The 24,710-nt window shown below is 63.1% G+C and carries 23 protein-coding genes and 1 tRNA gene; 17 read left to right on the top strand and 7 right to left on the bottom strand.

The features are described 5' to 3' along the window. Window positions 1-10: 10 nt before the first annotated feature. Window positions 11-826 carry a bifunctional DNA-formamidopyrimidine glycosylase/DNA-(apurinic or apyrimidinic site) lyase gene (gene mutM / locus AC07O2_RS07625; protein ID WP_495075138.1) on the bottom strand — a complete coding sequence of 272 codons (816 nt, stop codon included), beginning with the start codon at window positions 824-826 and terminating at the stop codon, window positions 11-13. A 93-nt stretch (window positions 827-919) separates the two neighbouring features. On the opposite strand from mutM, the gene AC07O2_RS07620 reads away from it, so the two are divergent. From AC07O2_RS07620 to pth, 7 genes are all read left to right on the top strand, one after another. Continuing rightward, on the top strand, window positions 920-2,662 hold the full coding sequence (locus AC07O2_RS07620) for a tetratricopeptide repeat protein (protein ID WP_495075137.1): 1,743 nt from the start codon (window positions 920-922) through the stop codon (window positions 2,660-2,662). Further along, window positions 2,659-3,150, top strand: a complete 492-nt coding sequence (locus AC07O2_RS07615) for a lipoprotein insertase outer membrane protein LolB (protein ID WP_495075136.1) — start codon at window positions 2,659-2,661, stop codon at window positions 3,148-3,150. The genes AC07O2_RS07620 and AC07O2_RS07615 overlap by 4 nt, the downstream gene beginning before the upstream one ends. Window positions 3,151-3,152: 2 nt before the next feature. Beyond that, window positions 3,153-3,998 (top strand): 4-(cytidine 5'-diphospho)-2-C-methyl-D-erythritol kinase, encoded by an 846-nt coding sequence (gene ispE, locus AC07O2_RS07610; RefSeq protein ID WP_495075135.1) that lies wholly within the window; start codon window positions 3,153-3,155, stop codon window positions 3,996-3,998. A 32-nt stretch (window positions 3,999-4,030) separates the two neighbouring features. After that, window positions 4,031-4,107 (top strand) — tRNA-Gln (locus AC07O2_RS07605). Window positions 4,108-4,168: 61 nt separating this feature from the next. Continuing rightward, a complete protein-coding gene (locus AC07O2_RS07600) occupies window positions 4,169-5,143 on the top strand; it encodes a ribose-phosphate pyrophosphokinase (protein WP_495075134.1) in 975 nt (324 codons plus the stop codon). Between the two features lie 129 nt (window positions 5,144-5,272). Continuing rightward, window positions 5,273-5,911, top strand: a complete 639-nt coding sequence (locus tag AC07O2_RS07595; RefSeq protein WP_495075133.1) for a 50S ribosomal protein L25/general stress protein Ctc — start codon at window positions 5,273-5,275, stop codon at window positions 5,909-5,911. 72 nt (window positions 5,912-5,983) lie between these two features. Then, window positions 5,984-6,631 carry an aminoacyl-tRNA hydrolase gene (gene pth / locus AC07O2_RS07590; RefSeq protein ID WP_495075132.1) on the top strand — a complete coding sequence of 216 codons (648 nt, stop codon included), beginning with the start codon at window positions 5,984-5,986 and terminating at the stop codon, window positions 6,629-6,631. On the opposite strand, the gene AC07O2_RS07585 is transcribed toward pth, so the two are convergent. Beyond that, the gene (locus AC07O2_RS07585) at window positions 6,628-6,888 is read right to left on the bottom strand and encodes a YfhL family 4Fe-4S dicluster ferredoxin (RefSeq protein ID WP_490592199.1); all 261 of its coding nucleotides are present in this window, start codon (window positions 6,886-6,888) and stop codon (window positions 6,628-6,630) included. The two genes, pth and AC07O2_RS07585, sit on opposite strands and share 4 nt — an antisense overlap. Window positions 6,889-6,922: 34 nt before the next feature. After that, window positions 6,923-7,606, bottom strand: coding sequence for a ribulose-phosphate 3-epimerase (rpe, locus tag AC07O2_RS07580; protein ID WP_495075131.1), 684 nt, complete (start codon window positions 7,604-7,606; stop codon window positions 6,923-6,925). A 330-nt stretch (window positions 7,607-7,936) separates the two neighbouring features. Between rpe and apaG the strand changes: the two genes are divergently transcribed. The 5 genes from apaG (at window position 7,937) to priA (ending at window position 13,621) form a co-directional block, all read left to right on the top strand. Next, window positions 7,937-8,335 carry a Co2+/Mg2+ efflux facilitator ApaG/CorD gene (gene apaG, locus AC07O2_RS07575; RefSeq protein WP_495075130.1) on the top strand — a complete coding sequence of 133 codons (399 nt, stop codon included), beginning with the start codon at window positions 7,937-7,939 and terminating at the stop codon, window positions 8,333-8,335. 8 nt (window positions 8,336-8,343) lie between these two features. Then, window positions 8,344-9,330 (top strand): thiamine-phosphate kinase, encoded by a 987-nt coding sequence (thiL, locus tag AC07O2_RS07570; RefSeq protein WP_495075129.1) that lies wholly within the window; start codon window positions 8,344-8,346, stop codon window positions 9,328-9,330. Window positions 9,331-9,354: 24 nt separating this feature from the next. Further along, window positions 9,355-9,801: a CoA-binding protein gene (locus tag AC07O2_RS07565; RefSeq protein ID WP_495075128.1), complete on the top strand. Its 447-nt coding sequence runs from the start codon at window positions 9,355-9,357 to the stop codon at window positions 9,799-9,801. Between the two features lie 277 nt (window positions 9,802-10,078). Next, the gene (gene hemE, locus AC07O2_RS07560) at window positions 10,079-11,167 is read left to right on the top strand and encodes a uroporphyrinogen decarboxylase (RefSeq protein ID WP_495075127.1); all 1,089 of its coding nucleotides are present in this window, start codon (window positions 10,079-10,081) and stop codon (window positions 11,165-11,167) included. Between the two features lie 342 nt (window positions 11,168-11,509). Beyond that, on the top strand, window positions 11,510-13,621 hold the full coding sequence (gene priA / locus AC07O2_RS07555) for a replication restart helicase PriA (RefSeq protein ID WP_495075126.1): 2,112 nt from the start codon (window positions 11,510-11,512) through the stop codon (window positions 13,619-13,621). 60 nt (window positions 13,622-13,681) lie between these two features. Here priA and AC07O2_RS07550 read toward each other — a convergent pair whose 3' ends face one another. From AC07O2_RS07550 to AC07O2_RS07540, 3 genes are all read right to left on the bottom strand, one after another. Next, window positions 13,682-14,308, bottom strand: coding sequence for a tRNA-uridine aminocarboxypropyltransferase (locus AC07O2_RS07550; RefSeq protein WP_495075125.1), 627 nt, complete (start codon window positions 14,306-14,308; stop codon window positions 13,682-13,684). A gap of 59 nt (window positions 14,309-14,367) precedes the next feature. Then, complete coding sequence (locus AC07O2_RS07545) at window positions 14,368-15,960, bottom strand: methyl-accepting chemotaxis protein (RefSeq protein WP_495075124.1); 1,593 nt, start codon at window positions 15,958-15,960, stop codon at window positions 14,368-14,370. A 255-nt stretch (window positions 15,961-16,215) separates the two neighbouring features. After that, the gene (locus AC07O2_RS07540; protein WP_495075123.1) at window positions 16,216-17,793 is read right to left on the bottom strand and encodes a methyl-accepting chemotaxis protein; all 1,578 of its coding nucleotides are present in this window, start codon (window positions 17,791-17,793) and stop codon (window positions 16,216-16,218) included. Between the two features lie 224 nt (window positions 17,794-18,017). Here AC07O2_RS07540 and AC07O2_RS07535 point away from each other — a divergent pair, with 224 nt between their 5' ends. Next, complete coding sequence (locus AC07O2_RS07535) at window positions 18,018-18,314, top strand: hypothetical protein (protein WP_495075122.1); 297 nt, start codon at window positions 18,018-18,020, stop codon at window positions 18,312-18,314. Window positions 18,315-18,343: 29 nt separating this feature from the next. Continuing rightward, window positions 18,344-20,497: a tetratricopeptide repeat protein gene (locus AC07O2_RS07530; protein WP_495075121.1), complete on the top strand. Its 2,154-nt coding sequence runs from the start codon at window positions 18,344-18,346 to the stop codon at window positions 20,495-20,497. A gap of 55 nt (window positions 20,498-20,552) precedes the next feature. Here the strand turns inward: AC07O2_RS07530 and ffh are convergent, their stop codons facing one another. After that, a complete protein-coding gene (gene ffh / locus AC07O2_RS07525) occupies window positions 20,553-21,926 on the bottom strand; it encodes a signal recognition particle protein (protein ID WP_495075120.1) in 1,374 nt (457 codons plus the stop codon). 89 nt (window positions 21,927-22,015) lie between these two features. Here ffh and AC07O2_RS07520 point away from each other — a divergent pair, with 89 nt between their 5' ends. Genes AC07O2_RS07520 through AC07O2_RS07510 form a run of 3 tightly spaced genes read left to right on the top strand, consistent with a single transcriptional unit; the run spans window position 22,016 to window position 24,710 of the window. Beyond that, on the top strand, window positions 22,016-22,816 hold the full coding sequence (locus AC07O2_RS07520) for a cytochrome C assembly family protein (RefSeq protein ID WP_495075119.1): 801 nt from the start codon (window positions 22,016-22,018) through the stop codon (window positions 22,814-22,816). After that, on the top strand, window positions 22,813-23,031 hold the full coding sequence (locus AC07O2_RS07515) for a PP0621 family protein (protein ID WP_495075118.1): 219 nt from the start codon (window positions 22,813-22,815) through the stop codon (window positions 23,029-23,031). The genes AC07O2_RS07520 and AC07O2_RS07515 overlap by 4 nt, the downstream gene beginning before the upstream one ends. Then, complete coding sequence (locus tag AC07O2_RS07510; protein ID WP_495075117.1) at window positions 23,031-24,710, top strand: sensor histidine kinase; 1,680 nt, start codon at window positions 23,031-23,033, stop codon at window positions 24,708-24,710. Before AC07O2_RS07515 ends, AC07O2_RS07510 begins: the two co-directional genes overlap by 1 nt.

Here is a 24,710-nt window from a genome sequence, read left to right as displayed (position 1 = left end):
TTTGCGGGCACTAGCGCTTTTGGCATTGCGGACAGAAATAGGTAGACCGCTGGCCTTGCCGCAGGAGCTGTATTGTGCTGCCACAAGCCCGGCATGGCAGGCCCTGGCGGTCATAGACCATCGCCTCCAGCTGGAAATACCCGCTTTCACCGTGGGCATTGGAGAAGTCGCGCAAGGTGCTGCCGCCTTTCAGCACGGCGCGCGCCAGCACTGTGCGCACCGCCTCGTGCAGCCTGGCCACCCGCGCACGGCCTATGCTGGACGCTTTGGCCGTAGGGCGGATACCGGCCAAGAACAGCGCCTCGGAGGCATAGATATTGCCGACCCCCACCACCACCTCACCCGCCAGCAGTACCTGCTTGATGGCCGTCTTGCGCGCGTGCAGGCCCGCGTAAAACGCAGCCAGGGGGAAATCGTCGCCCAGCGGCTCCATACCCAGGTGCCCCAACAACTTGGTCGCAACCGGTGCATCCTGGCTGTCGGCATACACCACGGCGCCGAACCGGCGCGGGTCGTGCAAACGCAGCGTGCCCCGGCTGGTGAACAGGTCGCAGTGGTCATGCACCCCGGCAGGCGGCAACTCAGATGCGAAATGCAGGCTGCCAGACATGCCCAGATGCAACAGGAGCAGGCCACGGTCCAGGTCCAGCAGCAGGTATTTGCCGCGCCGACGCACCTGCAGCACCGTGCGCCCCTGCAGCAAAGAGGTGTCGCAGCCCAAGGGCCAGCGCAGCGGCTTGCCCATACGCAGCTGCTGTATGCGTGCGCCCTGGATGCGATCGGCAAAACTCAGTCGGGTGACTTCCACCTCAGGTAATTCGGGCATGGCGTGCAGGGATTCAGGTAAAGTATTTTCAAGGGCAAGGGTGGCAAGCCCCCTATAAGCAGTAAGTTCGCAGGCTTGGATTATTATGAGCCGATGAAGCGATTCCAACGTTTAGCCACCACCAGTCTTGCCACACTGGCCCTGATCACAGGTAGTTTGCCCGCACAGGCGCAAACACCTGACACTCCCTCTACGGAGCCGGCACAGTCTGCATTGAATGGCGAGCTGTTCTACATTCTGCTGCTGGGTGAACTGAATGCGGCAGGTGGCGAGCCCGGCTACGCCTACCAGCTATATCTGGAAGGCGCACGCAAAGCCGATGACGCCAGCCTGTACCAACGGGCCATCGAAATTGCGCTGCAGTCCCGCTCGGGCGATGCTGCGCTGCAAGCCGCACGCGCATGGAACAAGGCCCAGCCCTATTCCCGCGAAGCCAACCGGTACGTATTGCAAATACTGTTGGCGCTGAACCGTGTCGCTGACACCGCCGAACCACTGAAAAACGAACTGGCCATGGCCCCGGCCATGGAGCGGGCCGCGGCCATCAACGCCGTACCTCCGAGCTACGCACAAAGCTCTGACAAGAAACAGGCTGCCAGCGTGGTGGAAACGGCGTTGGCAGACTACCTCGCCAGCCCCAGCGTAGGCGCAAATGCCTGGACCACAGTGGGCCGCATGCGCCTGGCTGCAGGCGACAGCACAGGCGCCCTGGATGCCGCACGCCGCGCCCAGGAGATAGACCGCAACGCCCCAGGCCCCGCCATGCTGGCTCTTGAAATGATGGGGCCCCAAACGCCTTTGGCCGAACCCATCGTGCAGCACTATATGGCCGGCCAACCGGCGCCAGAGCTGCGCATGAGCTATGCACGGGTGTTGATCGACGGACAACGCTTCGACGATGCAAGTGCACAAGCCAAGCTACTGACCGAGCAAAACCCTGACTTTGCCGACGGCTGGCTGCTGCAAGGTAGTCTGCAGCTACAAGACAAGCAGCTTGCAGCAGCCGAAACATCTTTCAAGCAATTCGTGGCACTGGCCCAACCCTTGCCCGCAGGAGAAGCTCGCACCCGTGGCTTGGCACAGGCCTATTTGTCCCTGGCCCAGATCGCCGAAAGCCGTAAGGACTACGCCGGGGCAGACGCCTGGCTGCAGAAAATCGACGACGGTCAAGACCGTATCGCAGTGCAGGGCCGCCGGGCAAGCCTGCTGGCCAAGCAGGGCAAGCTGGCGCAAGCCCGCGCATTGCTGCAAGCACTGCCGGAACAAGGCCCCACGGACGCACGGCAGAAGCTGGTGGCCGAGGTACAGCTGCTGCGCGACAACAAGCAATACAAAGCGGCCTACGAGCTGATGGCCGCCGCCATCAAACAATCGCCCGACGACACCGACCTTCTCTACGACCAGGCCATGCTGGCCGAAAGACTCAACAAGCTGGATGAGATGGAGCGCCTGCTGCGCCAGTTGATTCAACTCAAGCCGACTTACCACCATGCCTATAACGCACTGGGCTATTCCCTGGCGGACCGCAACATCCGGCTACCGGAAGCCCGGGACTTGATACGCAAGGCCCTGGAGTTCGTGCCCAACGATCCCTATATTTCCGACAGCATGGGCTGGGTGGAATTCCGTATGGGCAACCAGACCGAAGCTTTGCGCGTGCTGGACTCTGCCTACAAAGCCAAGCCCGACGCCGAAATTGCAGCCCACCTGGGTGAAGTCCTGTGGGCCATGGGCCAACGCGAACGAGCTACCAGCATCTGGAAAGAAGGGCTGCAACTCAATGCCGACAATGAAACACTGCAGGAAACCCTCAAGCGCCTGCACGTAAAACTTTGAAGCAACTCACTCGCCGCCGGGGTCTGTTGCTGTGCATGGCGCTGCTCAGCGGCTGCGCCCATCTCGGCACCACCACACAGCGCACCGAAGGCACCCCATTCTGGAGTGGCCGCCTAGCATTGCAGGTGGAAGGTTCTGCCGCCCAGTCTTTCTCGGCGGGCTTTGAACTCAAAGGCTCAGCCCAAACAGGCGAACTCAACCTGTTTAACCCGCTAGGCGGAACCGTTGCCCGCATGGCCTGGCAGCCCGGCACCGCCACATTGCTGGCGCGCGGCGAAACACGCCAGTTTGACTCGTTGGCAACCCTGGTAGAGCAAGCCACGGGCGCCCCGCTGCCCGTCGCGGCGCTGTTCGACTGGCTGCGTGGCGACAATACCCCCATAGCCGGCTGGCAAGCCGACCTGTCGCAGCTGGCCGACGGGCGCCTGAACGCGGTGCGCAGCAAGCCCCAACCCACAGCCACGCTGCGGGTCGTCATCGACCAATAAACATGCAAGCCCTGTACGACGTAGCCGCCCCAGCCAAACTGAATCTTTTTTTGCACATCACCGGCCGCCGTGAAGACGGCTACCACCTGCTGCAATCCGTCTTCATGCTGATCGACTGGTGCGACACCATGCACTTCGAGTTGCGCAGCGACGGCCAGCTCAGCCGCGAAGATCTCAGCACCCCACTGCCGCCAGACGATCTGGTGTTGCGCGCAGCCCGGGCCTTGCAGGCCGCCACCGGCACCCGGCAAGGTGCACATATCGGCGTGCACAAAGACATACCCGCGCAGGCCGGCATGGGCGGCGGCTCATCGGATGCAGCGTCGTGCTTGCTGGCATTGAACCGCCTGTGGAACTTGAAACTCAGCGTAATCCAGCTGCAGGCCATCGCTTTGCCACTGGGTGCCGACGTGCCATTTTTTGTGGGTGGCCGCAACGCCTGGGTCGAAGGCATTGGCGAAAAAATCACCCCACTGTCTCTGCCGCCCAGTCGCTTTCTGGTCGCCAAACCCCCCGAAGGATTGGATACGAAATTAATTTTTTCTTCGCCAGATCTAAAGCGCAATTCAGACCATGCTATACTCGCAGGCTTTGCTGCTAGGCCACTTCACTTCGGTGAAAACGTCTTGCAGCCAGTCGCAGAAAATCTTTGCCCTGCTGTAAAACAAGTCCTTGAGTGGCTTGGAGGCAAAGGTTTACATGCTAGAATGACTGGCTCAGGAAGCGCGGTATTTGCGCCGATGCCAAGCGATGTAGATGTGACAGATGCGCCAAGCGCCTGGAGCATTCGCAAGTGCAGCAATATGGATGTTCATCCTCTGGTGGGTTGGGCATCCAGCGATGGTTAATCGGTTGGCAGCGTCACGCTGTTGACCCGTGTAGGGGAGTCGCCAAGTTGGTTAAGGCACTGGATTTTGATTCCAGCATGCGAAGGTTCGAATCCTTCTTCCCCTGCCAAATATTTTGAACCTGCGGATGTTCAAAATATGCACACAGTCAATTCATCGCAAAGACGTTCATGCAGCCCCACCACACTGATTTCATGATTTTCACCGGCAATGCCAATCCTGGCATGGCCTCCGATATTGCCAAACACCTGGGCATCTCACTGGGCGCAGCCCGCGTGGGTCGCTTCTCGGATGGCGAAGTAACCGTTGAAATCAACCAAAACGTGCGCGCTCGCGACGTTTTCGTGGTGCAAAGCACATGCGCGCCGACCAATGAGAACCTGATGGAATTGCTGATCATGGTCGATGCGCTCAAGCGTGCATCGGCAGAGCGCATCAGCGCCGTGATCCCCTATTTCGGTTATGCCCGGCAAGATCGCCGCCCTCGCTCGGCGCGCGTACCCATCACCGCCAAGGTGGTGGCCAATATGCTGCAGGCCGTGGGCGTGGAACGCGTACTGACCATGGATCTACATGCCGACCAGATCCAGGGCTTCTTCGACATTCCGGTCGACAATATTTACGCATCGCCCGTTTTGCTGGGTGATCTGCGCCAAAAAAATTACGAAGACCTGATCGTGGTCTCGCCTGACGTGGGTGGCGTGGTGCGTGCGCGCGCCCTGGCCAAGCAATTGGGTTGCGACATGGCCATCATCGACAAGCGCCGCCCCAAGGCCAATGTCAGCGAAGTGATGCACGTGATCGGTGAAATCGATGGCCGCAACTGCGTCATCATGGACGACATGATCGACACCGCGGGCACCCTGGTGAAAGCCGCCGAAGTATTGAAGGAGCGCGGTGCCAAGAAGGTCTATGCCTATTGCACGCACCCTATTTTCTCTGGCCCCGCCATTGAACGCATTGCCAATGGCTCTGCGCTCGACGAAGTGGTGGTGACCAACACCATTCCGCTCAGCCCGGCTGCTGCGGCATGTTCCAAAATTCGTCAACTCACCGTGGCACCGCTGATCGCAGAAACGATTCAACGCATTGCCAATGGCGAGTCGGTCATGAGCTTGTTCTCGGACCAGGACAGCGCGTTTTAAGGCTGCATCCCAGTAGCCTCCCCTATTTGTTCTGAACAGGACAAAAAGCAGACCGGTGTGCACTGTGCCCACCGGTTTTTATGAAACCGGAGTGACACTGGTCGCGGTGCACTCTTACAGGAGTTAGTTATGAAATTCGTCGCTTTTGAGCGCGCAAAGCAGGGCACGGGTGCGAGCCGCCGTCTCCGCATTACTGGCCGTACCCCCGGCATCGTTTACGGTGGCGCTACGCCTGCCAGCCAGATCGAAGTCGATCACAACGCGCTGTGGCACGCCCTGAAAAAGGAAACCTTCCACTCCACCATTCTGGACATGGAATTGGCTGGCAAGGAAAGCAAGGTTCTGCTGCGCAACGTGCAAATGCACCCCTTCCGCCAGCTGATCCTGCACGTGGACTTCCAACGCGTGGAATCCGACACCAAGCTGACCATGAAAGTGCCACTGCACTACAGCGGCCAGGAAGTGTCTCCCGCTGTGAAGACGGAAAACTGCATGGTCACCCCCGTGGTGACAGAGCTGTTGATTTCCTGCCTGCCTGCAGATCTGCCTGAGTTCATCGCTGTGGACCTGAGCGGCCTGACCAAGGGCTCTTCCTTGCACGCCAAGGACCTAACCCTGCCCAAGGGCGTGTCGGTTGTGACCCGCGGCAAAGAAAACCCCGCCCTGGTGTCCGTCGTGGCTCTGGCCGAAGAAGTGGCAGTGGACCCCGCTGCCGCTGCTGCTGCGCCCGCCAAGGGCAAGGCCGGCGCCAAGCCAGCCAAGAAGTAATCCACTTCTTAGCCTTGCACAACGGCCCACCTCGGTGGGCCGTTTTTGTTCCTGCTTCGGGATAATCTGCGCATGATCAAATTGTTTGTTGGCCTGGGAAACCCCGGCCCCGAATACGAGGCGACCCGCCACAACGCCGGTTTCTGGTGGATAGATGCCTTGGCGCAAGAGCTGAAAACCAGCCTGCAGCCAGATAAAAGTTATTACGGCTTCGTGGCCCGCACAGTAGTGGACGGAGAGCCGCGCTGGCTGCTCAAGCCACAGACCTTTATGAACCTGTCTGGCAAATCGGTAGCGGCATTGGCCCGCTTCTTCAAGATCCAGCCGGCCGAGATTCTAGTGGTGCACGACGAGTTGGACGTGGTCCCCGGCCAGGCCAAACTCAAACTGGGCGGCAGCCATGCGGGCCACAACGGCCTGCGCGATATCCACGGCCAACTGGGCAGCCCGGACTACTGGCGGCTGCGCATCGGCATAGGCCACCCCGGGTCCAGGGAAGAAGTCGCCAACTGGGTGCTCAAAAAACCCTCGGCAGAGCATCGCCATGCCATCGAAGACAGCATGCACCGCGCACTGAAAGCTGTGCCGGCCCTGCTGGCAGGCGATATGAACAAGGCCACCATGGCCATCCATACCACCAAACCGCCACGGCCCAAGCCGGAGCGTCCGCCGGGAACCCCAAAAGCGCCAGAGGCTCCGGCGCCCCTTGACAAGAGCTAGGGCTTGGCGATACCGGCCTGCAGCCGCCGGTATTTCTGCAGCAGAGTTTCCTTGTCTTCCACAAAATCCGGGTTCACCGGAATGCAGGACACCGGGCAGACCTGCACGCACTGCGGCTCATCGAAATGGCCTACGCACTCGGTGCACTTGTGCGGATCGATCTCGTAGATCTTCTCGCCCAGGTAGATCGCATCATTCGGGCACTCGGGCTCGCACACATCGCAGTTGATGCACTCGTCGGTGATGATCAAAGCCATGGCGCGGTCCCGTCGTTCATATGGAGATGGTAGGTCACACGCCCGCCAAAGCGCCGCGCATGCTGTCAATCACCGCCTTGTAATCAGGGTTGCCGAAAATCGCGCTGCCCGCCACAAATGTATCGGCGCCAGCCGAGGCCACACGCGCAATGTTGTCAGTCTTGATACCGCCGTCCACTTCCAGGCGGATGTCCTTACCAGATGCCTCGATACGCTTGCGCGCCTGCTCAATCTTGCGCAGGGCCGACTCGATAAAGCTCTGGCCACCGAAACCCGGGTTGACGCTCATGATCAGGATCAGGTCGATATCGTCAATGACCCAATCCAGCACGTCCAACGGCGTGGCGGGGTTAAAGACCACGCCGGCCTGGCAGCCCTTGGACTTGATGGCCTGCACGCTGCGGTGCACATGGCCCGAGGCCTCCGGGTGGAAGCTGATCAAGGAAGCCCCCGCATCGGCAAACGAAGCGGCCAGCGCATCCACGGGCTGCACCATCAAATGCACGTCAATGGGCACTGGCGTGCCGTCGGGCTTTTTGGCGTGCGGCTTCAGGGCGCTGCAGATCATCGGCCCGAAGGTCAGATTGGGCACGTAATGGTTGTCCATCACGTCAAAATGGATCCAGTCAGCACCGGCCTGGATGACATTTTTAACCTCATCGCCCAGGCGGGCGAAGTCGGCGGACAGGATCGAAGGGGCGATGCGGTAATTTTTCATGGGCCGTATTTTCGCAGGCCTGCACGGCAAGAACGTGTTTACGATTTATTTGTGGCCGCGCAGCTGCCTTCTCGGGAGGGGCTGGTAGGCGCGGCTCGCCGTCCATAGCCCGGCTATGGGCAAGAGTTGCAACGCCCCAGACTGCCCGAGAAGGCAACTGCCCTGCGGGTTGGGGAGAAATCGGGCGATTTGTCAGCCATCACCCTTGCATGGGCAGTGAGCCCATGCTGCAGGCGCTGACAGCCAACTCATCCCGATTGCTCCCCAACGCGGCCTCAAATAAACCGTAAGCACGTTCTTGGGCCCAAAACGGCGCTGTACGATGCCGCCATGCCCAAATACCAGTTCACCATCGAAGCAGTACCGCAGTACCTGCCGGAGCAGTCCGCGCCCGCGCAATCCGTGTTCAGCTTCGCGTACACCATCACCATCCGCAACACCGGCAGCGTAGCGGCGCAGCTGATCTCGCGCCACTGGAACATCAGCGATGCCAACGGCCATCTGCAAGAGGTCAAAGGCCTGGGCGTGGTGGGCCACCAGCCGCTGCTGCAGCCCGGTGAATCCTTCCAATACAGCAGCGGCTGCCAGCTGCGCAGCAGCACCGGGGCGATGCGTGGCAGCTACTTCTTTGTGGCCGAAGACGGCGAACGCTTCGACGTACCTATTCCCACCTTTGTGCTCGACTCCACTGGCGACAGCGGCCTGCCCGCATCGCACACCCTGCACTGAGCGCCAGCATGGGCGAATTCGACCTGATCCGCCGCTACTTCACCCGGCCCACGCCGCGCGCGGTGCTGGGCGTGGGCGATGACTGCGCCCTGCTGCAGCCGCGCCCCGGTATGCAGCTGGCCATCTCCAGCGACATGCTGGTCGAAGGCCGGCACTTTCTGTCCACCGTGGACCCGGCGGCGCTAGGCCACAAGGCACTGGCAGTGAACCTCAGCGACCTGGCGGCCTGCGGCGCCCAGCCCCTGGCCTTCACCCTGGCCCTGGCCCTGCCCAATGCCGATGCGGCCTGGCTGGAACCGTTCTCACAAGGCCTGCTGGCCTTGGCCGACGCCCACGGCTGCGAACTGGTGGGCGGCGACACTACGCGCGGACCCTTGAACATCTGCATCACCGTCTTTGGCGAAGTCCCCCCTCGCCAGGCGCTGCTGCGCTCCGGCGCGCGCGTGGGTGACGACCTGTACGTCAGCGGCACGCTGGGTGACGCACGAATGGCGCTGGAAGTTTTTCGCGGCACGCTGTCGCTGCCCGAAGCGGCCTTTACCCAGGCCCGCCAGCGGCTGGAGCGCCCCACACCCCGGGTGGCGCTGGGCCTGGCGCTACGCGGCGTGGCCAGTGCGGCCGCCGACATCAGCGACGGCCTGCTGGGCGACCTGGGCCACATCCTGCAAGCCTCCAGCGTGGGCGCCGTGGTGGAGGCCGATATCGCTACAGGTTTAATAGCTACTCGCGCAGATATCTCCTGCGCTAGTGGCAGTTTTAGCCTGGAAAAGCAAAGAGAGTACGTATTGGCCGGCGGCGACGACTACGAGCTGGTTTTCACCGCCCCCGCAAGCGCACGCCAAGCCGTGCAAGCCGCCGCCACACAAGCCCAGACCCCGGTGACCCGCATCGGCCAAATAGAGCCCCGCACGGCGCAGGGACCGGCCATCCACCTGGTGGATGCCCACGGCCAGGCATTGCAGCTGGCGCTGGCCGGCTTCGACCACTTCGGCTAAGGGTATTCACGCAGAACCGCCTGCATGCGTAAACTGTGGCGCATGAACGAAGCTGATGTCATCCGCCAAATACTGACCCATGCCCGCACCATCGCGGTCGTTGGTCTGTCGCCCAACCCGGGCCGGGCCAGCCACGACGTTGCCAGCACCATGCAGTCGCGGGGCTACCGCATCATTCCGGTCAACCCGGTGACGGATGCGACCGAGATCCTGGGTGAAAAGGTCTACCCCAGCCTGAAAGCCGCCGCGCAGGAGCACACCATCGAGGTGGTGAACTGCTTCCGCAAGAGCCAGGACATCCCGCCCATCGTGGAAGAGGCCATTGCCATAGGAGCCAAGGCGGTGTGGATGCAGCAGGGCATCGCCCACCGCGAAGCCGCCAAGCGCGCCACGACCGCCGGACTGCGGGTGGTGCAGAACAAATGCATCAAGACGGCGCACACCGTGCTGTCCGCGCGCGGGGTCATTTAGCTCACCCCCAGGCTACAGTGCTGCGCACTTTCCGCCCCCCCCTCACATCGGTTCGAAGAACCGATGCGACATGCAGGGGGCGATTCCAGCGGCCTGGCAAAGCCAGTTCCGCGGAATCCCTGGAAGGGATGTCTAGCCACAGGGGTTTATGCGTTTGAGGCCGCTAGCGCCGATTGAACCTGCAGCAGCAGCTATTTAATCCATAGCATGAAAAAGCGGCCCCGAGAGTGCGAGACCGGTGCGTTAAGCTTCTAGGTTTAGCCAGCCCTCCACCGCCATGTCCTTCGCCCCGCTCCAGAACGATAGCTTCCTGCGCGCCTGCCTGCGCCAGTCCACCGACCACACCCCCGTCTGGCTGATGCGCCAGGCCGGCCGCTATCTGCCGGAATATGTGGCCACGCGGGCGAAGGCGGGCAGCTTTATGGGCCTGGCAACCAACACCGACTACGCCACCGAAGTCACGCTGCAGCCCCTGGAGCGCTACCCGCTGGACGCGGCCATCCTGTTCAGCGACATCCTCACCGTGCCCGACGCCATGGGCCTGGGCCTGAGCTTTGCACAGGGCGAAGGCCCGCGCTTCGCCCACGCGGTGCGTGACGAGGCCGCCGTGGCCGCGCTGCAGGTGCCCGACATGGACAAGCTGCGCTACGTCTTCGACGCCGTCACCTCCATCCGCAAGGCGCTGAACGGCCGCGTGCCACTGATAGGCTTCTCCGGCAGCCCCTGGACGCTGGCCTGTTACATGGTCGAGGGCAAGGGCTCGGACGACTACCGCCTGGTCAAGAGCATGCTGTACAGCCGCCCGGACCTGATGCACCGCATGCTGCAGGTGAATGCCGATGCGGTCGCCGCCTACCTGAACGCCCAGATCGAAGCCGGCGCCCAGGCGGTGATGATTTTCGACAGCTGGGGCGGCGTGCTGGCCGATGGCGCGTTCCAGCAGTTCAGCATGGCCTATACCCAGCAGGTGCTCAAGCAACTCAAGACGGAGCACAACGGCCAACGCATTCCGCGCCTGGTGTTCACCAAGGGCGGCGGCCTGTGGCTGGACGAGATGGCCGGCCTGGACTGCGAGGTGCTGGGCCTGGACTGGACGGTAAACCTGGCCAAGGCACGCGCTCTCGTTGGCGGCAGCAAAGCATTGCAAGGCAATATCGATCCGAACGTGTTGTTCGCGCCGCCAGCGCAGATAGAAGCCGAGGTGGACAAGGTGGTGCAAAGCTTCGGCCGGCCCCACCAGGGCGCCGGCACCGGGCCGACCCACATCTTCAACCTGGGCCATGGCATCAGCCAGTACACACCGCCAGAGCATGTTGCCGCGCTGGTGGCCGCTGTGCACCGGGCTTCGCACCGAATCCGGGCCTAAATAGCGGTCCTGCATGCGAAAAATAGTTTTGGCAAGCCCCAGTTATGCACAAAACTTGTGCTTGCCCTTTGGTGAAGCGGCCGTAAAGCAGCAAGCCGCTATAAAACGAATAGCGCACGTAAGTGGTTGATTTATATAGTCATCTGAAAATGCTTTTTTTACAGGCAAAGTGTTGAGAGCCTTGATTTACGGGCCTTTACAGAGCCCCCGCTTGGGATATCAACAAAGTTATCCACAGCTTCTTGGGATAGCTTTCAAATCATTTGTAAATCAAGCACTTAGGCTCCAATCCACAAGTTTTCGTGAACAAACGCACATAAGCTGCACCCTCCACCACCCCACATGTCCCACCGGCTTTCCGTCGTTGTCCAAACCCCCGCCCACAGCGCACTGTCCGGCCCGCTGACCTACAGCCACGCCACGCCGTTGCCACCCGGCAGCCTGGTGCGGGTGCCGCTGGGCAAGCGCGAAACCCTGGGCGTGGTGTGGGATGTGATGCCAGAAGACAATGACTTCGAGATCCGCCCCCTCAGCGCGGCGCTGGACGGGCTGCTGCCGCTGAACGCCGCCTGGCGCGGCCTGGTGCAGTTTGCCGCCCAGTACTACCAGCGCGCCGTGGGCGAGGTGGCGTTGGCCGCCCTGCCCCCGCAACTGCGCGAGCTGGACACCACACAGCTCGCACGTCGCCTGAAGCGCCCGCAGGCCGGCGCAGCGGCAGGCGCCGAAGACGCTACACATTCCGCAGCACTCAGCGCAGAGCAGGCGAGCGCCATTGCCGAATTTGATGCACAAGCCGGGCCGTTCCTATTGTTCGGCGCCACCGGCAGCGGCAAGACCGAGGTGTACCTGCAGCTGGTGCAAAGCCTGCTGGCCCGCGACCCCGCCGCCCAGGCGCTGGTGATGGTGCCCGAGATCAACCTCACACCGCAGCTGGAGGCGCGTTTCCGCGAACGCTTCGAGCCGCAGTATGGCGCCGCCTCGGTGGTATCCATGCACAGCGGTATGACGCCGCCGCAACGCCTGAAGAGCTGGATGGCGGCCCACCATGGCACGGCCCGCATCGTGCTGGGCACGCGCATGGCGGTGTTTGCCTCCATGCCGCACCTGAAACTCATCGTGGTGGATGAAGAGCACGACCCCAGCTACAAGCAGCAGGAAGGCGCCCGCTACTCGGCGCGCGACCTGGCCGTCTACCGCAGCCAGCTGGAGACCCGCCTGGCCACCCAGGCCGACGCCGCAGCCACGCCCTGCAAGGTGCTGCTGGGCTCGGCCACGCCCTCGCTGGAGAGCTGGCACCACAGCCGCCCGGCCGCGGAGGGCGGCCGCTACGTGCGCCTATCCATGCCCAGCCGCATAGGCGCTGGCGCCCTACCCAAGGTGCGCCTGGTGGACATGAATCTGCAGCAGAAGAAAACTGTGTTCTCGCCCCCGCTGCTGGCCGCCATCCAGCAGCGGGTGGAGCGCGGCGAGCAAAGCATGGTGTTTTTGAACCGGCGCGGCTACGCCCCGGTGCTGGCCTGCAGCGCCTGCGAGTGGAAGAGCGAATGCCCGCACTGCAGCGCCTACCGCGTGTTCCACAAGATCGACCGCAGCCTGCGCTGCCACCACTGCGGCTACGCCGAGCCGGTACCACGCGCCTGCCCGAGCTGCGGCAATCCCGATATTTCCCCCGTGGGCCGCGGCACCGAGCGGCTGGAAGAACACCTGGCCGAGCTACTGGTCAACCTGCGCCGCCCCGACGGCGGAGCTGTGGTGGTGGCGCGCATAGACGCCGACAGCACCAAGGCCAAGGGCGCGCTGGAAGCCCAGCTGGACCAGGTGCACACCGGCGCGGTAGACGTGCTGGTCGGCACGCAAATGATTGCCAAGGGCCACGACTTTCGCCGCATCACCCTGGTGGCGGCTATCAACCCGGACGGCGCGCTGTTCTCCAGCGACTTCCGCGCGCCGGAGCGACTCTTCAGCCTGCTGATGCAGGCCGGGGGCCGCGCCGGCCGCGACGCCGCCCATAGCGCGGCCAGCGAGATGTGGGTGCAGACCGAGCACCCCACCCACCCGCTGTTTACCGCGCTGCGCCAGCACGACTACCCAGCGTTCGCGCAGAGCCAGTTGGGCGAGCGCCTGGGGGCCGGCATGCCGCCCTTCAGCTACCAGGCCCTGGTGCGGGCCGAGGCGCGCACGCAGGAGGCCGCCCAGGCCTTCCTGACCCTGGCCAGTGCCGCAGCCTGCGATGTGCCTGATGCCGACCGCGTCACGCTCTACCCCGCCGTGCCCATGGGCGTACAGCGGGTGGCGAATATCGAGCGTGCCCAGATGCTGGTGGAAAGCCCATCGCGCCAGGCGCTGCAGCGCTTCTTGGCCACCTGGCAAGCCGTGCTACGCGCCACCCGCAGCCAGCCCGAGGCCAAGGGGCTGATCCGCTGGGCCATCGACGTGGACCCATTAGGGATTTAAAAGAAATCGGCTCTGGCGCAGGTGGTACTTGCGCAAGAAGCTATCAAAACTGCAGCAGATTTAAGCTGGCCGGTACGCCAGTTGCTGCGCCACAAATCCATCAAACGCGTCCAGCAAAGGCTGAAAGTGCCCGGCGTCGCCCTCCAGCTGGGCCAAGGCTTGGCATGTCGCCTCCAGCGTGGACAACTGGTCCGGCCGGTGCGCCTTGCGGATGCGGTAGCGCGAGGCCGGCACGTCGCGCAGGCCCAGGCGCGGCAGTTGCTGCAGCGCGGGGCTTTGGTAGAGCATCTTGCGGCTTTTGCGCCAGGTGCCGTCCAGCACCACCAAGCGAATCTGCGCCGGGTCTTGCAGCGCGGCGGGGTCCAGCGCGGGTGCGGGCAGCAGGCCCAGGGCAGCGTCTTCCGGCGTGTCGGGGTAGAGTAGCACGGTGTGTTGCGGCGCGGGCCGGCTCCAGGGGGCTGTCAGCAGTGCGGCGTCCGCCAGGGCTTCGCAGACCAACATGCGGCTGTGCGGCAGGCTCAGGTGCAGCAGGCGCGCGCTGCCCTTGGCTTGGTCCACCTCCAGCGGGTGCTGCAGCAGCAGCAACTCCACCGTATGCGCGGTGGGCCGCACCCAGGCGCAGATGCAGGCGCGCTGCGGGCGCAGGCAGGCCGGGCAACGGGGGCGTGAAATGGCAGGCACAGACATGGGCGCTGGATTCTAACCAGCAAAAAACCTGCTAGCGCAGAAAAATCCTGCGCTAGCAGCTATCCATTCAATAGCAAGCTACGCGACTCCACAACCCCAAGCAGCGGCTGCTCGGGCAGGGTAAAAACCTCCACGGCAGCCACCAGCTCGTGCGCCTGGGTCTTCATGCTGCGGGCCGCTGCGGCCATTTCCTCGACCATGGCCGCGTTTTGCTGGGTCGCCTGGTCGATCTGGCCCACGGCCTGCAAGATATGGGCTACGCCCGCACTTTGGCCACTGCTGGCGGCGCTGATCTCGGCCACGATCGCTGTCACCTGGCGGATCGCGTCCACCACCTCGCCCATGGTGGCGCCGGCCCTGTCCACCAGCGCCGAGCCCTGGGCGACGCGGTCCACGCTGGCGGAGATCAGCAGTTTGATCTCCCGGGCCGCATCGGCGCTGCGGCCGGCCAGGCTGCGCACTTCGCTGGCCACCACGGCAAAGCCACGGCCCTGCTCGCCCGCGCGGGCGGCTTCCACGGCAGCATTCAAGGCCAAGATATTGGTCTGGAAGGCGATGCCGTCGATCACGCCAATGATGTCGCTGATCTTGCGCGAAGAAGCATTGATGCCCTGCATGGTGGTCACCACCTCGGCCACCACGGCACCACCCTGCTGGGCCACCGTGCTGGCGCGCTGGGCCAACTGGTTGGCCTGGACGGCGCTGCTGGCGTTGTGCTGCACGGTGGCGCTGAGCGTATCCATGGACACGGCCGTTTCCTGCAGCGCGCTGGCCTGCTGCTCGGTACGCACGCTGAGGTGGTGGTTGCCCTGGGCGATTTCGGCACTGGCAGCCGCCACGGACTGCGCCCCCTGGCGCACATTTACCACCACAGTGGACAGGCTGGCCTGCATGGCCGCCAGGGACTGCATCACGGCGGCCACCTCGTCTCTGCCCGCCGTGTCCACGGTCTGGTCCAGGCGGCCACCGGCGACCGCCTCGGCCAGGCCGCCAGCGCGCAGCAGGGGCGCGGTGATGCCGCGCATCAGCGTCCAGCCAAACAGCACCGAGAACAGCAGGCCAAAGGCAATGGCGGCGATGCAGGCGGTGCGGATGGCGTGGTAACGCAGCACAGCGGCGTCATAGTCTTGCTGGGCCTCGTCGGTGGTCAGCTTGAGCAGGGCCACGATGTCGTTGCTGATGGGGTTGAACAGGGCAGTGAACTTGCCCAGCACCAGCACCTGGGCGGGCAGAAAGTCGTCGTCGCGCAGACGCTCCATCACCGGTTTGAGGCCCTCTTGCTGGAAGCTTTGGCGCTTTTGGGTGAGCTCCTTCACCAGGCCTGCTGCAGCGGGGGACATCGGGGTGGCGATGAAAGTGTCCCAGGCCTTCTGGGATGCGGCGCTGATGGCGTCCACCTCCTGGATATTTTTGGCGACCACCAGGGGCACGGGGTCGATCAGCGTGTCGGAAATCACCTGCCGCGCGCGCATGGCCAGGAACTGGTAATTGCCCAGGGCGGCAATCGACTGCATCCGTTGCTTGTACATGGCTTCCACCACGGCGTTCGACTGGGAAATGCCCAGCAAGCCGATGGCCCCCACGGCGACCAGCAGGGCCGATAAAACCCCCACGAGTACCAGCAGGCGGGTGGATATTTTGAGATTTTTCATGTGCTAACCCTGTGCAACGGGCGAGGCCAGACAAGTGCCGCCTGCTACGCCCGGAGATGTTGCGCCGCCGACGTGGCGACCTAGGGTTAGACCTTAGCGGTTGTAACTACATGTTTTTATGACAAGTCCATAAACTTGCCACACAGGCATTAAAACGCTATTTAAAACATAGCATGCAGCACAGATTCCGTCTGCGCCGTGCCAGGAAAATGCTCTTGAACTTGGTGTGGTGTACGGCTAGCTGGCCTGGTTAGCCTAGTTGTTGCCAATCGGCACCAGAGCCATGTGGTCCTGCGGCAGCCGGAACACGGCCACCGCGTCCACCAGGTCTTGCGCCTGGGCGCGCATGCTGCTGGCGGCCGCCGCCATCTGCTCGACCAGCGCGGCATTTTGCTGTGTGGTCTGGTCCATCTGGGTCACGGCTTCACCGATCTGGGACACGCCCAGGCTTTGCTCCTGGCTGGCGGAACTAATCTCGCCCATGATGCTGGTGGCACGGCGGATGGCATCCACCACCTCGGTCATGGTGGTGCCGGCTTTGTCCACCAGCAGGCTACCCTGGGCGACGCGCTCCACGCTGGCGGAGATGAGCTGCTTGATCTCCTTGGCCGCATCGGCGCTACGCCCGGCCAGGCTGCGCACCTCGCTGGCCACCACGGCAAAGCCACGGCCCTGCTCACCCGCGCGGGCGGCTTCCACCGCCGCATTCAGCGCCAGGATATTGGTCTGGAAGGCGATGCCGTCGATCACGCCGATGATGTCGCTGATCTTGCGCGAAGACTCGTTGATGCCCTGCATGGTGGTGACCACCTCGGCCACCACCTCGCCACCCTGCATGGCAACCTTGCTGGCACGCAGGGCCAGTTGGTTGGCTTGGGAGGCGCTGTCGGCGTTCTGCCGCACGGTAGAGCCCAGCTCTTCCATGGAAGCAGCGGTTTCCTCCAGTGCACTGGCCTGGTGTTCGGTACGGGCCGACAGATCATGGTTGCCTTCGGCAATCTCGGCGCTGGCATTGGCCACGCTCTCCGATCCACGGCGCACCGTGGCCACCACCTGCGATAGGCTGGACTGCATAGAACTGAGCGCCAGCATCACGGACGACACTTCGTCCTTACCCGTGGTGTCGATCTGCTGGCTCAGGTCGCCACTGGCCACCGCATTCGCCACCTGGCTGGCCTGCTGCAGCGGCCGGGTGATGCTGCGCATCAAGGCAAAACCAAACAGTACTGCAAACACGACACCGACAGCTATGGCGGCGATGGCAATATTGCGAATCACCAGGTACCGCGCCTCGGCATCTTGGTAATCACGCAGCGTGGCCTCTTTGGTCAGGGTCAGCAGAGCGCTGGTGTTGTCCAACAGCGGGTCGAACAAATCACCAAACTTGCGCACCACCAGCACCCGCGCCGTGGCCGTGTCTTCGCTGGCCAGAGCGGCCATTGCAGGCTGCAGCCCTTCCTGCATGATCTTCTGGTTCTGGTCGCCAATCGCCTTGATCAGCTTGCTACCTTCCAGCCCCATGGGCACCGCCGACAACGATGCCCACACCGTATTCACCTTCTGGATATTGGCGGTGGCCTCAGCCATGGCCTTGGCAACCTTCTCCGGCACCGGCGACATCAGAGCGTTGGACACCAGCAGGCGGTTGCGCGTGGTAAGCAGCAAGAAGTCAGACACCCAGGTCTGGGTCTGCATGCGGTCCTTGTACATGGACTCGATGGCCCCATTCGACTTGGCGATCCCGAACAGACCAAGTGCGCCAATCGCCACCAGCAAGGCCGATAAAACACCGACCAATACCAGCAGCCGGGTGGAAATCTTGAGATTTTTCATGTGAGCCATCTTGCCCCGAAAATGTAAGTTAATGTTCAGAATACCTCAGCAAGCCCCGCTTCAGTCGCCCAAAGTCTGCAAACCCGGTGAACCCAGGGTAATGCCGGATATGTTTTTTGTAACCGAACCATTTTCGTTTGGATATAGCAAGCCATCCGTGCCCGCGCGGTGCGCTTGACGGCCCTCCTACAATCGGCCACGACTTTTTATCCATAAGGATGCCCATGCTACTGAGTTGGTTTAACGCCAAGGATGCCCACGAGTTCGGCGGCGAGCTGGCGCAGTTTTTCATAGGGCAAATGCCCTTGGACCGGCCCAGCAAAGACAAAAAATTTGCGACCAAGACGCAGAATCTGCTGCTGCAGATGGACCGGCGCGTGCAGCAGTTCAAGGCCAGCCACAAGCTCAATATCTACACCCGCGCCCGGCTGGGCAACCAGTTCAAATGGACACTGAAGGACGCCGGCTATGACGATGCCTACCTGGAAGAACTAACCGAATGGCTGGTTAAACGCCTGTAAGCTTTTAGCGCACTGAACACGGTCCTGGCATGAAACATTGGCTGCAAAAATTACTCCCCTCGCGCGCACCGGCGCCCCAGGCATCCACCACCAGCGCGCAGGAACGCCGCCAGGGCAATGCCCACCTAGACCAGGGCAATCTGCAGGCCGCCATCGATTGCTACCAGCGCGCAGCTACGCTGGACCCGCAATCGGCCGACGCCTTCATTAGCCTGGGTTTTGCGCTGCAGCAAGCCGGGCAATTGCATGCGTCACTGGCCGCGTTGGCCCAGGCACGGCAACTGCAGCCACAGAACTTCGACGCCGCCTACCTGTCGGGCCAAATCTGTGCAAGCCTGCAGCAACCCGCCGAGGCGGCCCAACATTTTGAACAAGCATTGACCCTACAAGCCACGTTCGAGCCGCTGTATGGCGAGCTGTGCCAGGCACTGTTCCAGATGGGGGCGGTGGACCGGGCCCGCTCGGTGATGGACGCAGGCGTGCAGCGCTTCCCCCACAACGCCAGCTTCCATTTCTTCCAGGGCAATCTGCACGCCCACGCGCAGGAATGGGGCGCCGCCATTACCCACTACAGCCGCGCACGGGTCCTGAACCCGGCCCTGGTCGAAGCCAGCACCGGCCTGGCCACGGCCCACCAGCACCAGGGCTACGCCCTGCTGCAGTCGGAGAACTTCGCCGCGTCCGAGCAGCACAGCCGCCAGGCCCTGGCGCTGCAGCCCCGGGATGCCTATGCGCTGAACAACCTGGGCAGCGCACTGGCCCAGCAGGACCGGCTGCACGAGGCCGAAACAGCGATGCGCGCCGCAGTAGCGCTGGAGCCGCACAAGGCCGTGCTGCACAGCAACCTGGGGGGCAATCTGGTGCTGCAGGGCCGCCTGGAAGAGGCGGTGGCGAGCCTGCGCCAGGCGATTGCGCTGGACGACAGCGGCAACCCCAGTGGCTTCTCCAACCTGTTGTTTGCGCTGAACTACCACTCGGACATGGCAGCCGAGGCCATTTTTGAAGACTATGCGGCCTTCGAGCAGCAGTTTGGCGCGCCGCACCGGGCAGACTGGCAGCCCCACGCCAACCCGCGCAACCCGGCGCGCCGCCTGAAAGTGGGCTATGTTTCGCCCGACTTCAAAAACCACGCCGCCCGCTTCTTTATCGAACCGCTGCTGGCACGGCACGACCGCAGCGCGGTGGAGATCTATGCCTACGCCGAGTTGGTCCAGGCGGACGCCGTCACCCAGCGCTTTCAAGGCTATGCCGACCACTGGGTACCCACCCGGGGCCTGTCAGACGCCGAACTGGCCCAGCGCATACGCGACGACGGCATAGACATCCTGGTGGATTTGGCAGGCCACACAACGGGCAACCGGCTGGGGGTGTTTGCGCGCAAGCCCGCGCCTGTGTCGGTGAGCTGGATGGGCTATGGCACGACCACCGGCCTGCGCGCCATCGACTACTACCTGACCGATGCCACCAGCGTGCCCTCTGGCAGTGAGCACCTGTTTTCAGAAGCGCCCTGGCGCCTGCCCGGCAGCTATACCGCCTACCGCCCCGGCCATAGCATGGGAGAGGTCACCCCCCTGCCGGCACTGCAGCGCGGCTGCGTCACGCTGGGCACATTGACGCGCAGCATCCGCATCAACCAGCACACCGTGCGGGTGTGGGCGCAGATACTGCAGCGCATGCCCAGCGCTCAGTTGGTGATCGACAGCCGCTCCTTCGCAGACAGCGCCGTCCAGCAGCGGCTGGCGCAACAATTTGCCGCACTGGGCATTGCGTCCGAGCGGCTGCAGATGGGCTACACCAGCCCGCCGTGGGATGTGCTGCGTGGCATCGACATCGGGCTGGACTGCTTTCCGCACAACAGCGGTACCACCCTGTTCGAGACGCTGTACATGGGCGTGCCCTATGTCAGCCTGGCAGGCCGGCCCGGCGTGGGCCGTATTGGCAGCGCCATCCTGCACGGCGCGGGCCACCCCGAGTGGATCGCCAACAGCGAAGCAGAGTACGTGGAAAAAGTGGTCGCCCTGGCCAGCGACCTGCCTGCGCTGGCCCAGATCCGTGCCACGCTGCGCCCCCAGATGCAGGCCAGCCCGCTGATGGACGAGCCCGGCTTTGTCACATCGGTGGAACAAGCCTACCGGGCGATGTTTACGCGCTGGCTGGAAAAATTAGAAACGCTATCTAATTAGTAGCTGCCTACGCTGGTGGAATAAGCGCAGGCAGCCCAAAAAGCTTCAGGCACTGCTAGAACTTCGGCATGCCGCCACCGCCCAGACCCTTCATGCCGCCCATGCGCTTGAGCATCTTCATCATACCGCCGCCCTTCATTTTCTTCATCATTTCCTGCATCTGACCAAACTCGTTCAGCATGCGGTTGACCTCTTGCACCTGCACGCCGGCACCGGCTGCGATGCGGCGCTTGCGGGTGGCCTTGATCAGGTCGGGCTTGCGGCGCTCCAGCGGGGTCATGCTGTGGATGATGCCTTCCTTGCGGCGGATGTCGCGCTCGGCCTTGTCCATGTCCATTTGACCGGCCTTGGCGGTCATCTGGGTGGGCAGCTTATCCATCAGACTGGACAGGCCGCCCATCTGCTTCATCTGCTGGATCTGGCCCAGGAAGTCATTCAGGTCAAAGCTCTCGCCGCTCTTCACCTTCAGGGCGAGCTTTTGCGCGGCGGCCATGTCCACGCCAGCCGTGACCTGTTCGACCAGGGCCAGGATGTCGCCCATGCCCAGCACCCGCCCAGCATGGCGCTCAGCGTCAAACACTTCCAGTCCGTCGATTTTTTCGCTGGTACCGGCAAACTTGATCGGCACGCCGGTGACATGGCGCACCGACAGGGCCGCACCGCCACGGGAATCACCATCGGTCTTGGTCAGGATGATGCCGGTCAGCGGCAGGGCATCGGAGAAAGCCTTGGCGGTATTGATCGCGTCCTGGCCCTGCATGGCGTCGACCACAAACAGGGTTTCCACTGGCTTGAGCAGCGCGTGCAGGCCCTTGATTTCGTTCATCAGCACTTCATCGATGGCCAGGCGGCCGGCGGTATCGACCAGCAGCACGTCAAAGTAGTGCTTGCGGGCGTAATCGATGGCGGCTGCGGCGATGTCGGCGGGCTTTTGGTCGGGCGTGCTGGGGAACCACTCGGCACCGGCTTGCTTGGTGACCATCTTCAGCTGCTCGATGGCAGCAGGGCGGTAGACGTCGCCGGACACGGTGAGCACCTTCTTCTTGCGCTTTTCGATCAGGTGCTTGGCCAGCTTGGCGGTGGTAGTGGTCTTGCCCGCCCCTTGCAGACCGGCCATCAAAATCACGGCGGGTGGCTGGGCTGCCAGATTGATGTCGCTCACACCCTCGCCCATGGTGCGGCTGAGCTCACGGTTGACAATGCCCACCAGTGCCTGGCCGGGCGACAGCGAGCCCATGACCTCCTGGCCCAAGGCTTTTTCTTTCACCCGGGCAATGAAGTCACGGACCACCGGCAAGGCCACGTCGGCCTCCAGCAGGGCCATGCGCACTTCGCGCAGCATGTCCGCCACATTGGACTCGGTGATGCGGGCCTGGCCCCGGATTTCCTTGACCAGGCGGGAGAGTTTGTCGGTGAGGGCGGAGGCCATAAGAAATTTCCGGAGAGGGTTGTGCGGGTGCTGCGCAAGGCAGGCCCGCGCCAAGGACTGGGTACGGGGCGAAACGCTAAACTGTGCCCATGATTTTAACGACTGCGCCCTTCGCCAACGTGCTGCTATGCGTGGCTGCCGCTCTGGCCTATGCGGTACCCGCGCTAGGCGCCCCGCACCTCAGCATGCGGGCCAGCAAAAGCGCGTTGTGGCTGGCCTGGCTATTGCACGGGCTGGCCCTCAGCATAGGCTTGTTTGACTCGCCACCGCACTTCGGCTTTGCCCCGGCCTTATCGGTCACGGCTTGGCTGGTGCTGACGGTATATGCGGTTGAAAGCCATCTGTTCCCGCAGCTGGAGGCACGCTGGGCCCTGGCCGGACTGGGCGCGGTAGCTGTACTACTGGCCTTGTTGTTTCCGGGCAGTTCACTACACGGCATCGCCTCGCCCTGGCTGCCTCTGCACTGGGCCCTGGGCATTGCGTCTTATGGCTTGTTTGCGGCGGCGGTGGTGCACGCCTGGCTGATGACCCGGGCCGAACGGCAGATGCGCAACGCCGCAGAAGCACCTAGCGGCCTACCCTTGCTGACACTGGAACGGCTGACGTTCCGGTTGGTCACGGCGGGCTTTGTGCTGCTGTCCGCCACTCTGCTGGTGGGCTGGTTTTTTGACGAACAGCTGTATGGAGTACATGGCTGGCGATGGAGCCACAAGACCGTGTTTTCGCTGCTGTCCTGGCTGACCTTTGCGATTCTGCTGCTGGGGCGTAGCCGCTTTGGCTGGCGCGGGCGCAAAGCCGTGCGGGTGCTGTACATAGGCGCCGGCCTGCTGTTGCTGGCCTATGTGGGTTCGCAGTTTGTACTGGAAGTGGTGTTGAGGCGCGGTATATGAAGCTGTTGCTGGTCTTGCTGGCCGTGTTGTTCGGCGTATGGCTGTGGCGATCAAGGCGACTCGCCGAACGCCCCCAAGCGCCGCGCCGCCCTGCGGAGTTGCAAAACATGGTGGCTTGCCGGGTCTGCGGCGTACATCTGCCGTCCGCTGAGGCCATCCACACGGCGCACGGCGCTTACTGCGGCGAAGCACACCGCAAGCAGGCAGAAGGGTGATGGCAGACACCACACCTACCCTGCAGGCCCCCGGCGCGCCGCTGGCGCTGGCACGGGTCTGGTACGGATTCATGACAGCCCGGGTCAGCATTGCGCTGGCTATTCTGCTGCTGCATGTCTCACTGTGGGCTCTGGGCCAGGATGTATCACTGTGGATGCTGCTGTTCTGCGTAGGCTATTTCGCCAGCACCCTGGCGGTGCGCCTGCGCATGCACCCCAGCGGCGATGCACAGCCGCCGGCCCGCTACTGGGCCGGCACGGTCGGCGTGGATGCGCTGGTATTCTCCATTTTGCAGCTGCTGGAGTCCAGCAGCATCAACTACAGCCCGCTGCTGGCGCTGCCAGTGCTGCTGGCAGCGGTGCAGGGTTCACGCCGCATTGCCCTGGGCACGGCAGCCGGCATGACGCTGCTGTTGCTGCTAGAAGCCTGGTGGACGTCCCACCACAGCGCAGACGGTACCGCCCGGTTGGTGCAAAGCGGACTCACCGGCATGGGGTATTTCGTGGTTGCCTTCCTGGTCAATCAACTGGCAGCCCGACTGGAGGGCGAAGAACAGCTGGCCTTGCGCAGCCAAATGGACGCACAGCTGCAGACCCGCGTCAATGAATTGGTGATCGAAACCCTAGCCGACGGTGTGCTGGTGGTCGATATCCACGGTGCAACTCGCACCGCCAACCCGGCAGCCCGCTGGCTGCTGGGAGCAGAGGCAGGCCCTCCGCTACTCCTGTCCAGTGAGCCCGGTTGGCGCACTCTGCTGGCGCTGGCGCAAAAGACGTTTGCCACGGAGAGCCCCCAGAACGGGGACATCAACATCCACGCGACGGGCAAAAGCCCGCGCCGCGTACGGGTCCGCACCCGCATGACGGTGGCGCAGGCCGCTCGCACGGAAAGCCTGTGCGTGCTGTTTTTGCACGATCTGCGTGAAATTGAAGCCCGGCTACGCACTGAAAAAATGGCCGCCATGGGCCGCATGTCGGCCGCCGTAGCCCATGAAATCCGCAACCCACTGGCTGCCATTACCCAGGCCAACGCGCTGTTGGAAGAAGACCTGACAGACCCGGCCCACCAGCGGCTGACGCATATGGTGCAACAGAATGCATTGCGACTGTCCAAGATCGTCGATGAAGTGCTGGGTATTGCCCGCCTGCAGCACTCCGGCGCCGGCCGGCCACCGCAAACCCGTCTGGACGAAGCCGTCAACAACATTTGCGCCGATTGGACGCAACAGGACGCGCGCCGCCAGCTAGTCAAGGTTACACCGGCCTCTCTGGGCATGCCGGTGGACTTCGATGCCGACCATTTGCGGCGCGTACTGCTGAATCTGCTGGACAACGCCGCACGCCACGTCAGCACACAGCCCGAGGCCATCCAGGTCAGCACCAGCCTGTCGGCCAACCAGCAATCGCATCTGCAGGTCTGGAGTGACGGCCCAGCGCTGGAGCAAACCGTAGAGCAGCATTTGTTTGAACCTTTTTTCAGCTCTGAGAGCCGCTCCAGCGGACTGGGTCTGTATATTTGCCGGGAATTGTGCGAACGCCACCGCGCCAGCATCGGCTACCAGCGTGCGACGCGGGTGCGCAATGGCCAGGAAGTACAAGGCAATGAGTTTTTTGTGCAGTTCCGCCCGCCCAAGCCAAGCAGCCTGGCGGCACGTCCTTTAGATATCCAACCTGTCTGA

The sequence above is a fragment of the Rhodoferax sp. GW821-FHT10B06 genome (assembly GCF_059415605.1).
This window is presented reverse-complemented; position numbering and strand designations above follow the sequence as displayed.

Coding starts and splice junctions, on each gene's coding strand:
- mutM (WP_495075138.1), bottom strand. CDS start 826: ATGCCCGAATTACCTGAGGTGGAAGTCACCCGACTGAGTTTTGCCGAT.
- AC07O2_RS07620 (WP_495075137.1), top strand. CDS start 920: ATGAAGCGATTCCAACGTTTAGCCACCACCAGTCTTGCCACACTGGCC.
- ispE (WP_495075135.1), top strand. CDS start 3,153: ATGCAAGCCCTGTACGACGTAGCCGCCCCAGCCAAACTGAATCTTTTT.
- AC07O2_RS07600 (WP_495075134.1), top strand. CDS start 4,169: ATGCAGCCCCACCACACTGATTTCATGATTTTCACCGGCAATGCCAAT.
- AC07O2_RS07595 (WP_495075133.1), top strand. CDS start 5,273: ATGAAATTCGTCGCTTTTGAGCGCGCAAAGCAGGGCACGGGTGCGAGC.
- pth (WP_495075132.1), top strand. CDS start 5,984: ATGATCAAATTGTTTGTTGGCCTGGGAAACCCCGGCCCCGAATACGAG.
- AC07O2_RS07585 (WP_490592199.1), bottom strand. CDS start 6,888: ATGGCTTTGATCATCACCGACGAGTGCATCAACTGCGATGTGTGCGAG.
- rpe (WP_495075131.1), bottom strand. CDS start 7,606: ATGAAAAATTACCGCATCGCCCCTTCGATCCTGTCCGCCGACTTCGCC.
- apaG (WP_495075130.1), top strand. CDS start 7,937: ATGCCCAAATACCAGTTCACCATCGAAGCAGTACCGCAGTACCTGCCG.
- thiL (WP_495075129.1), top strand. CDS start 8,344: ATGGGCGAATTCGACCTGATCCGCCGCTACTTCACCCGGCCCACGCCG.
- AC07O2_RS07565 (WP_495075128.1), top strand. CDS start 9,355: ATGCGTAAACTGTGGCGCATGAACGAAGCTGATGTCATCCGCCAAATA.
- hemE (WP_495075127.1), top strand. CDS start 10,079: ATGTCCTTCGCCCCGCTCCAGAACGATAGCTTCCTGCGCGCCTGCCTG.
- priA (WP_495075126.1), top strand. CDS start 11,510: ATGTCCCACCGGCTTTCCGTCGTTGTCCAAACCCCCGCCCACAGCGCA.
- AC07O2_RS07550 (WP_495075125.1), bottom strand. CDS start 14,308: ATGTCTGTGCCTGCCATTTCACGCCCCCGTTGCCCGGCCTGCCTGCGC.
- AC07O2_RS07545 (WP_495075124.1), bottom strand. CDS start 15,960: ATGAAAAATCTCAAAATATCCACCCGCCTGCTGGTACTCGTGGGGGTT.
- AC07O2_RS07540 (WP_495075123.1), bottom strand. CDS start 17,793: ATGAAAAATCTCAAGATTTCCACCCGGCTGCTGGTATTGGTCGGTGTT.
- AC07O2_RS07535 (WP_495075122.1), top strand. CDS start 18,018: ATGCTACTGAGTTGGTTTAACGCCAAGGATGCCCACGAGTTCGGCGGC.
- AC07O2_RS07530 (WP_495075121.1), top strand. CDS start 18,344: ATGAAACATTGGCTGCAAAAATTACTCCCCTCGCGCGCACCGGCGCCC.
- ffh (WP_495075120.1), bottom strand. CDS start 21,926: ATGGCCTCCGCCCTCACCGACAAACTCTCCCGCCTGGTCAAGGAAATC.
- AC07O2_RS07520 (WP_495075119.1), top strand. CDS start 22,016: ATGATTTTAACGACTGCGCCCTTCGCCAACGTGCTGCTATGCGTGGCT.
- AC07O2_RS07515 (WP_495075118.1), top strand. CDS start 22,813: ATGAAGCTGTTGCTGGTCTTGCTGGCCGTGTTGTTCGGCGTATGGCTG.
- AC07O2_RS07510 (WP_495075117.1), top strand. CDS start 23,031: ATGGCAGACACCACACCTACCCTGCAGGCCCCCGGCGCGCCGCTGGCG.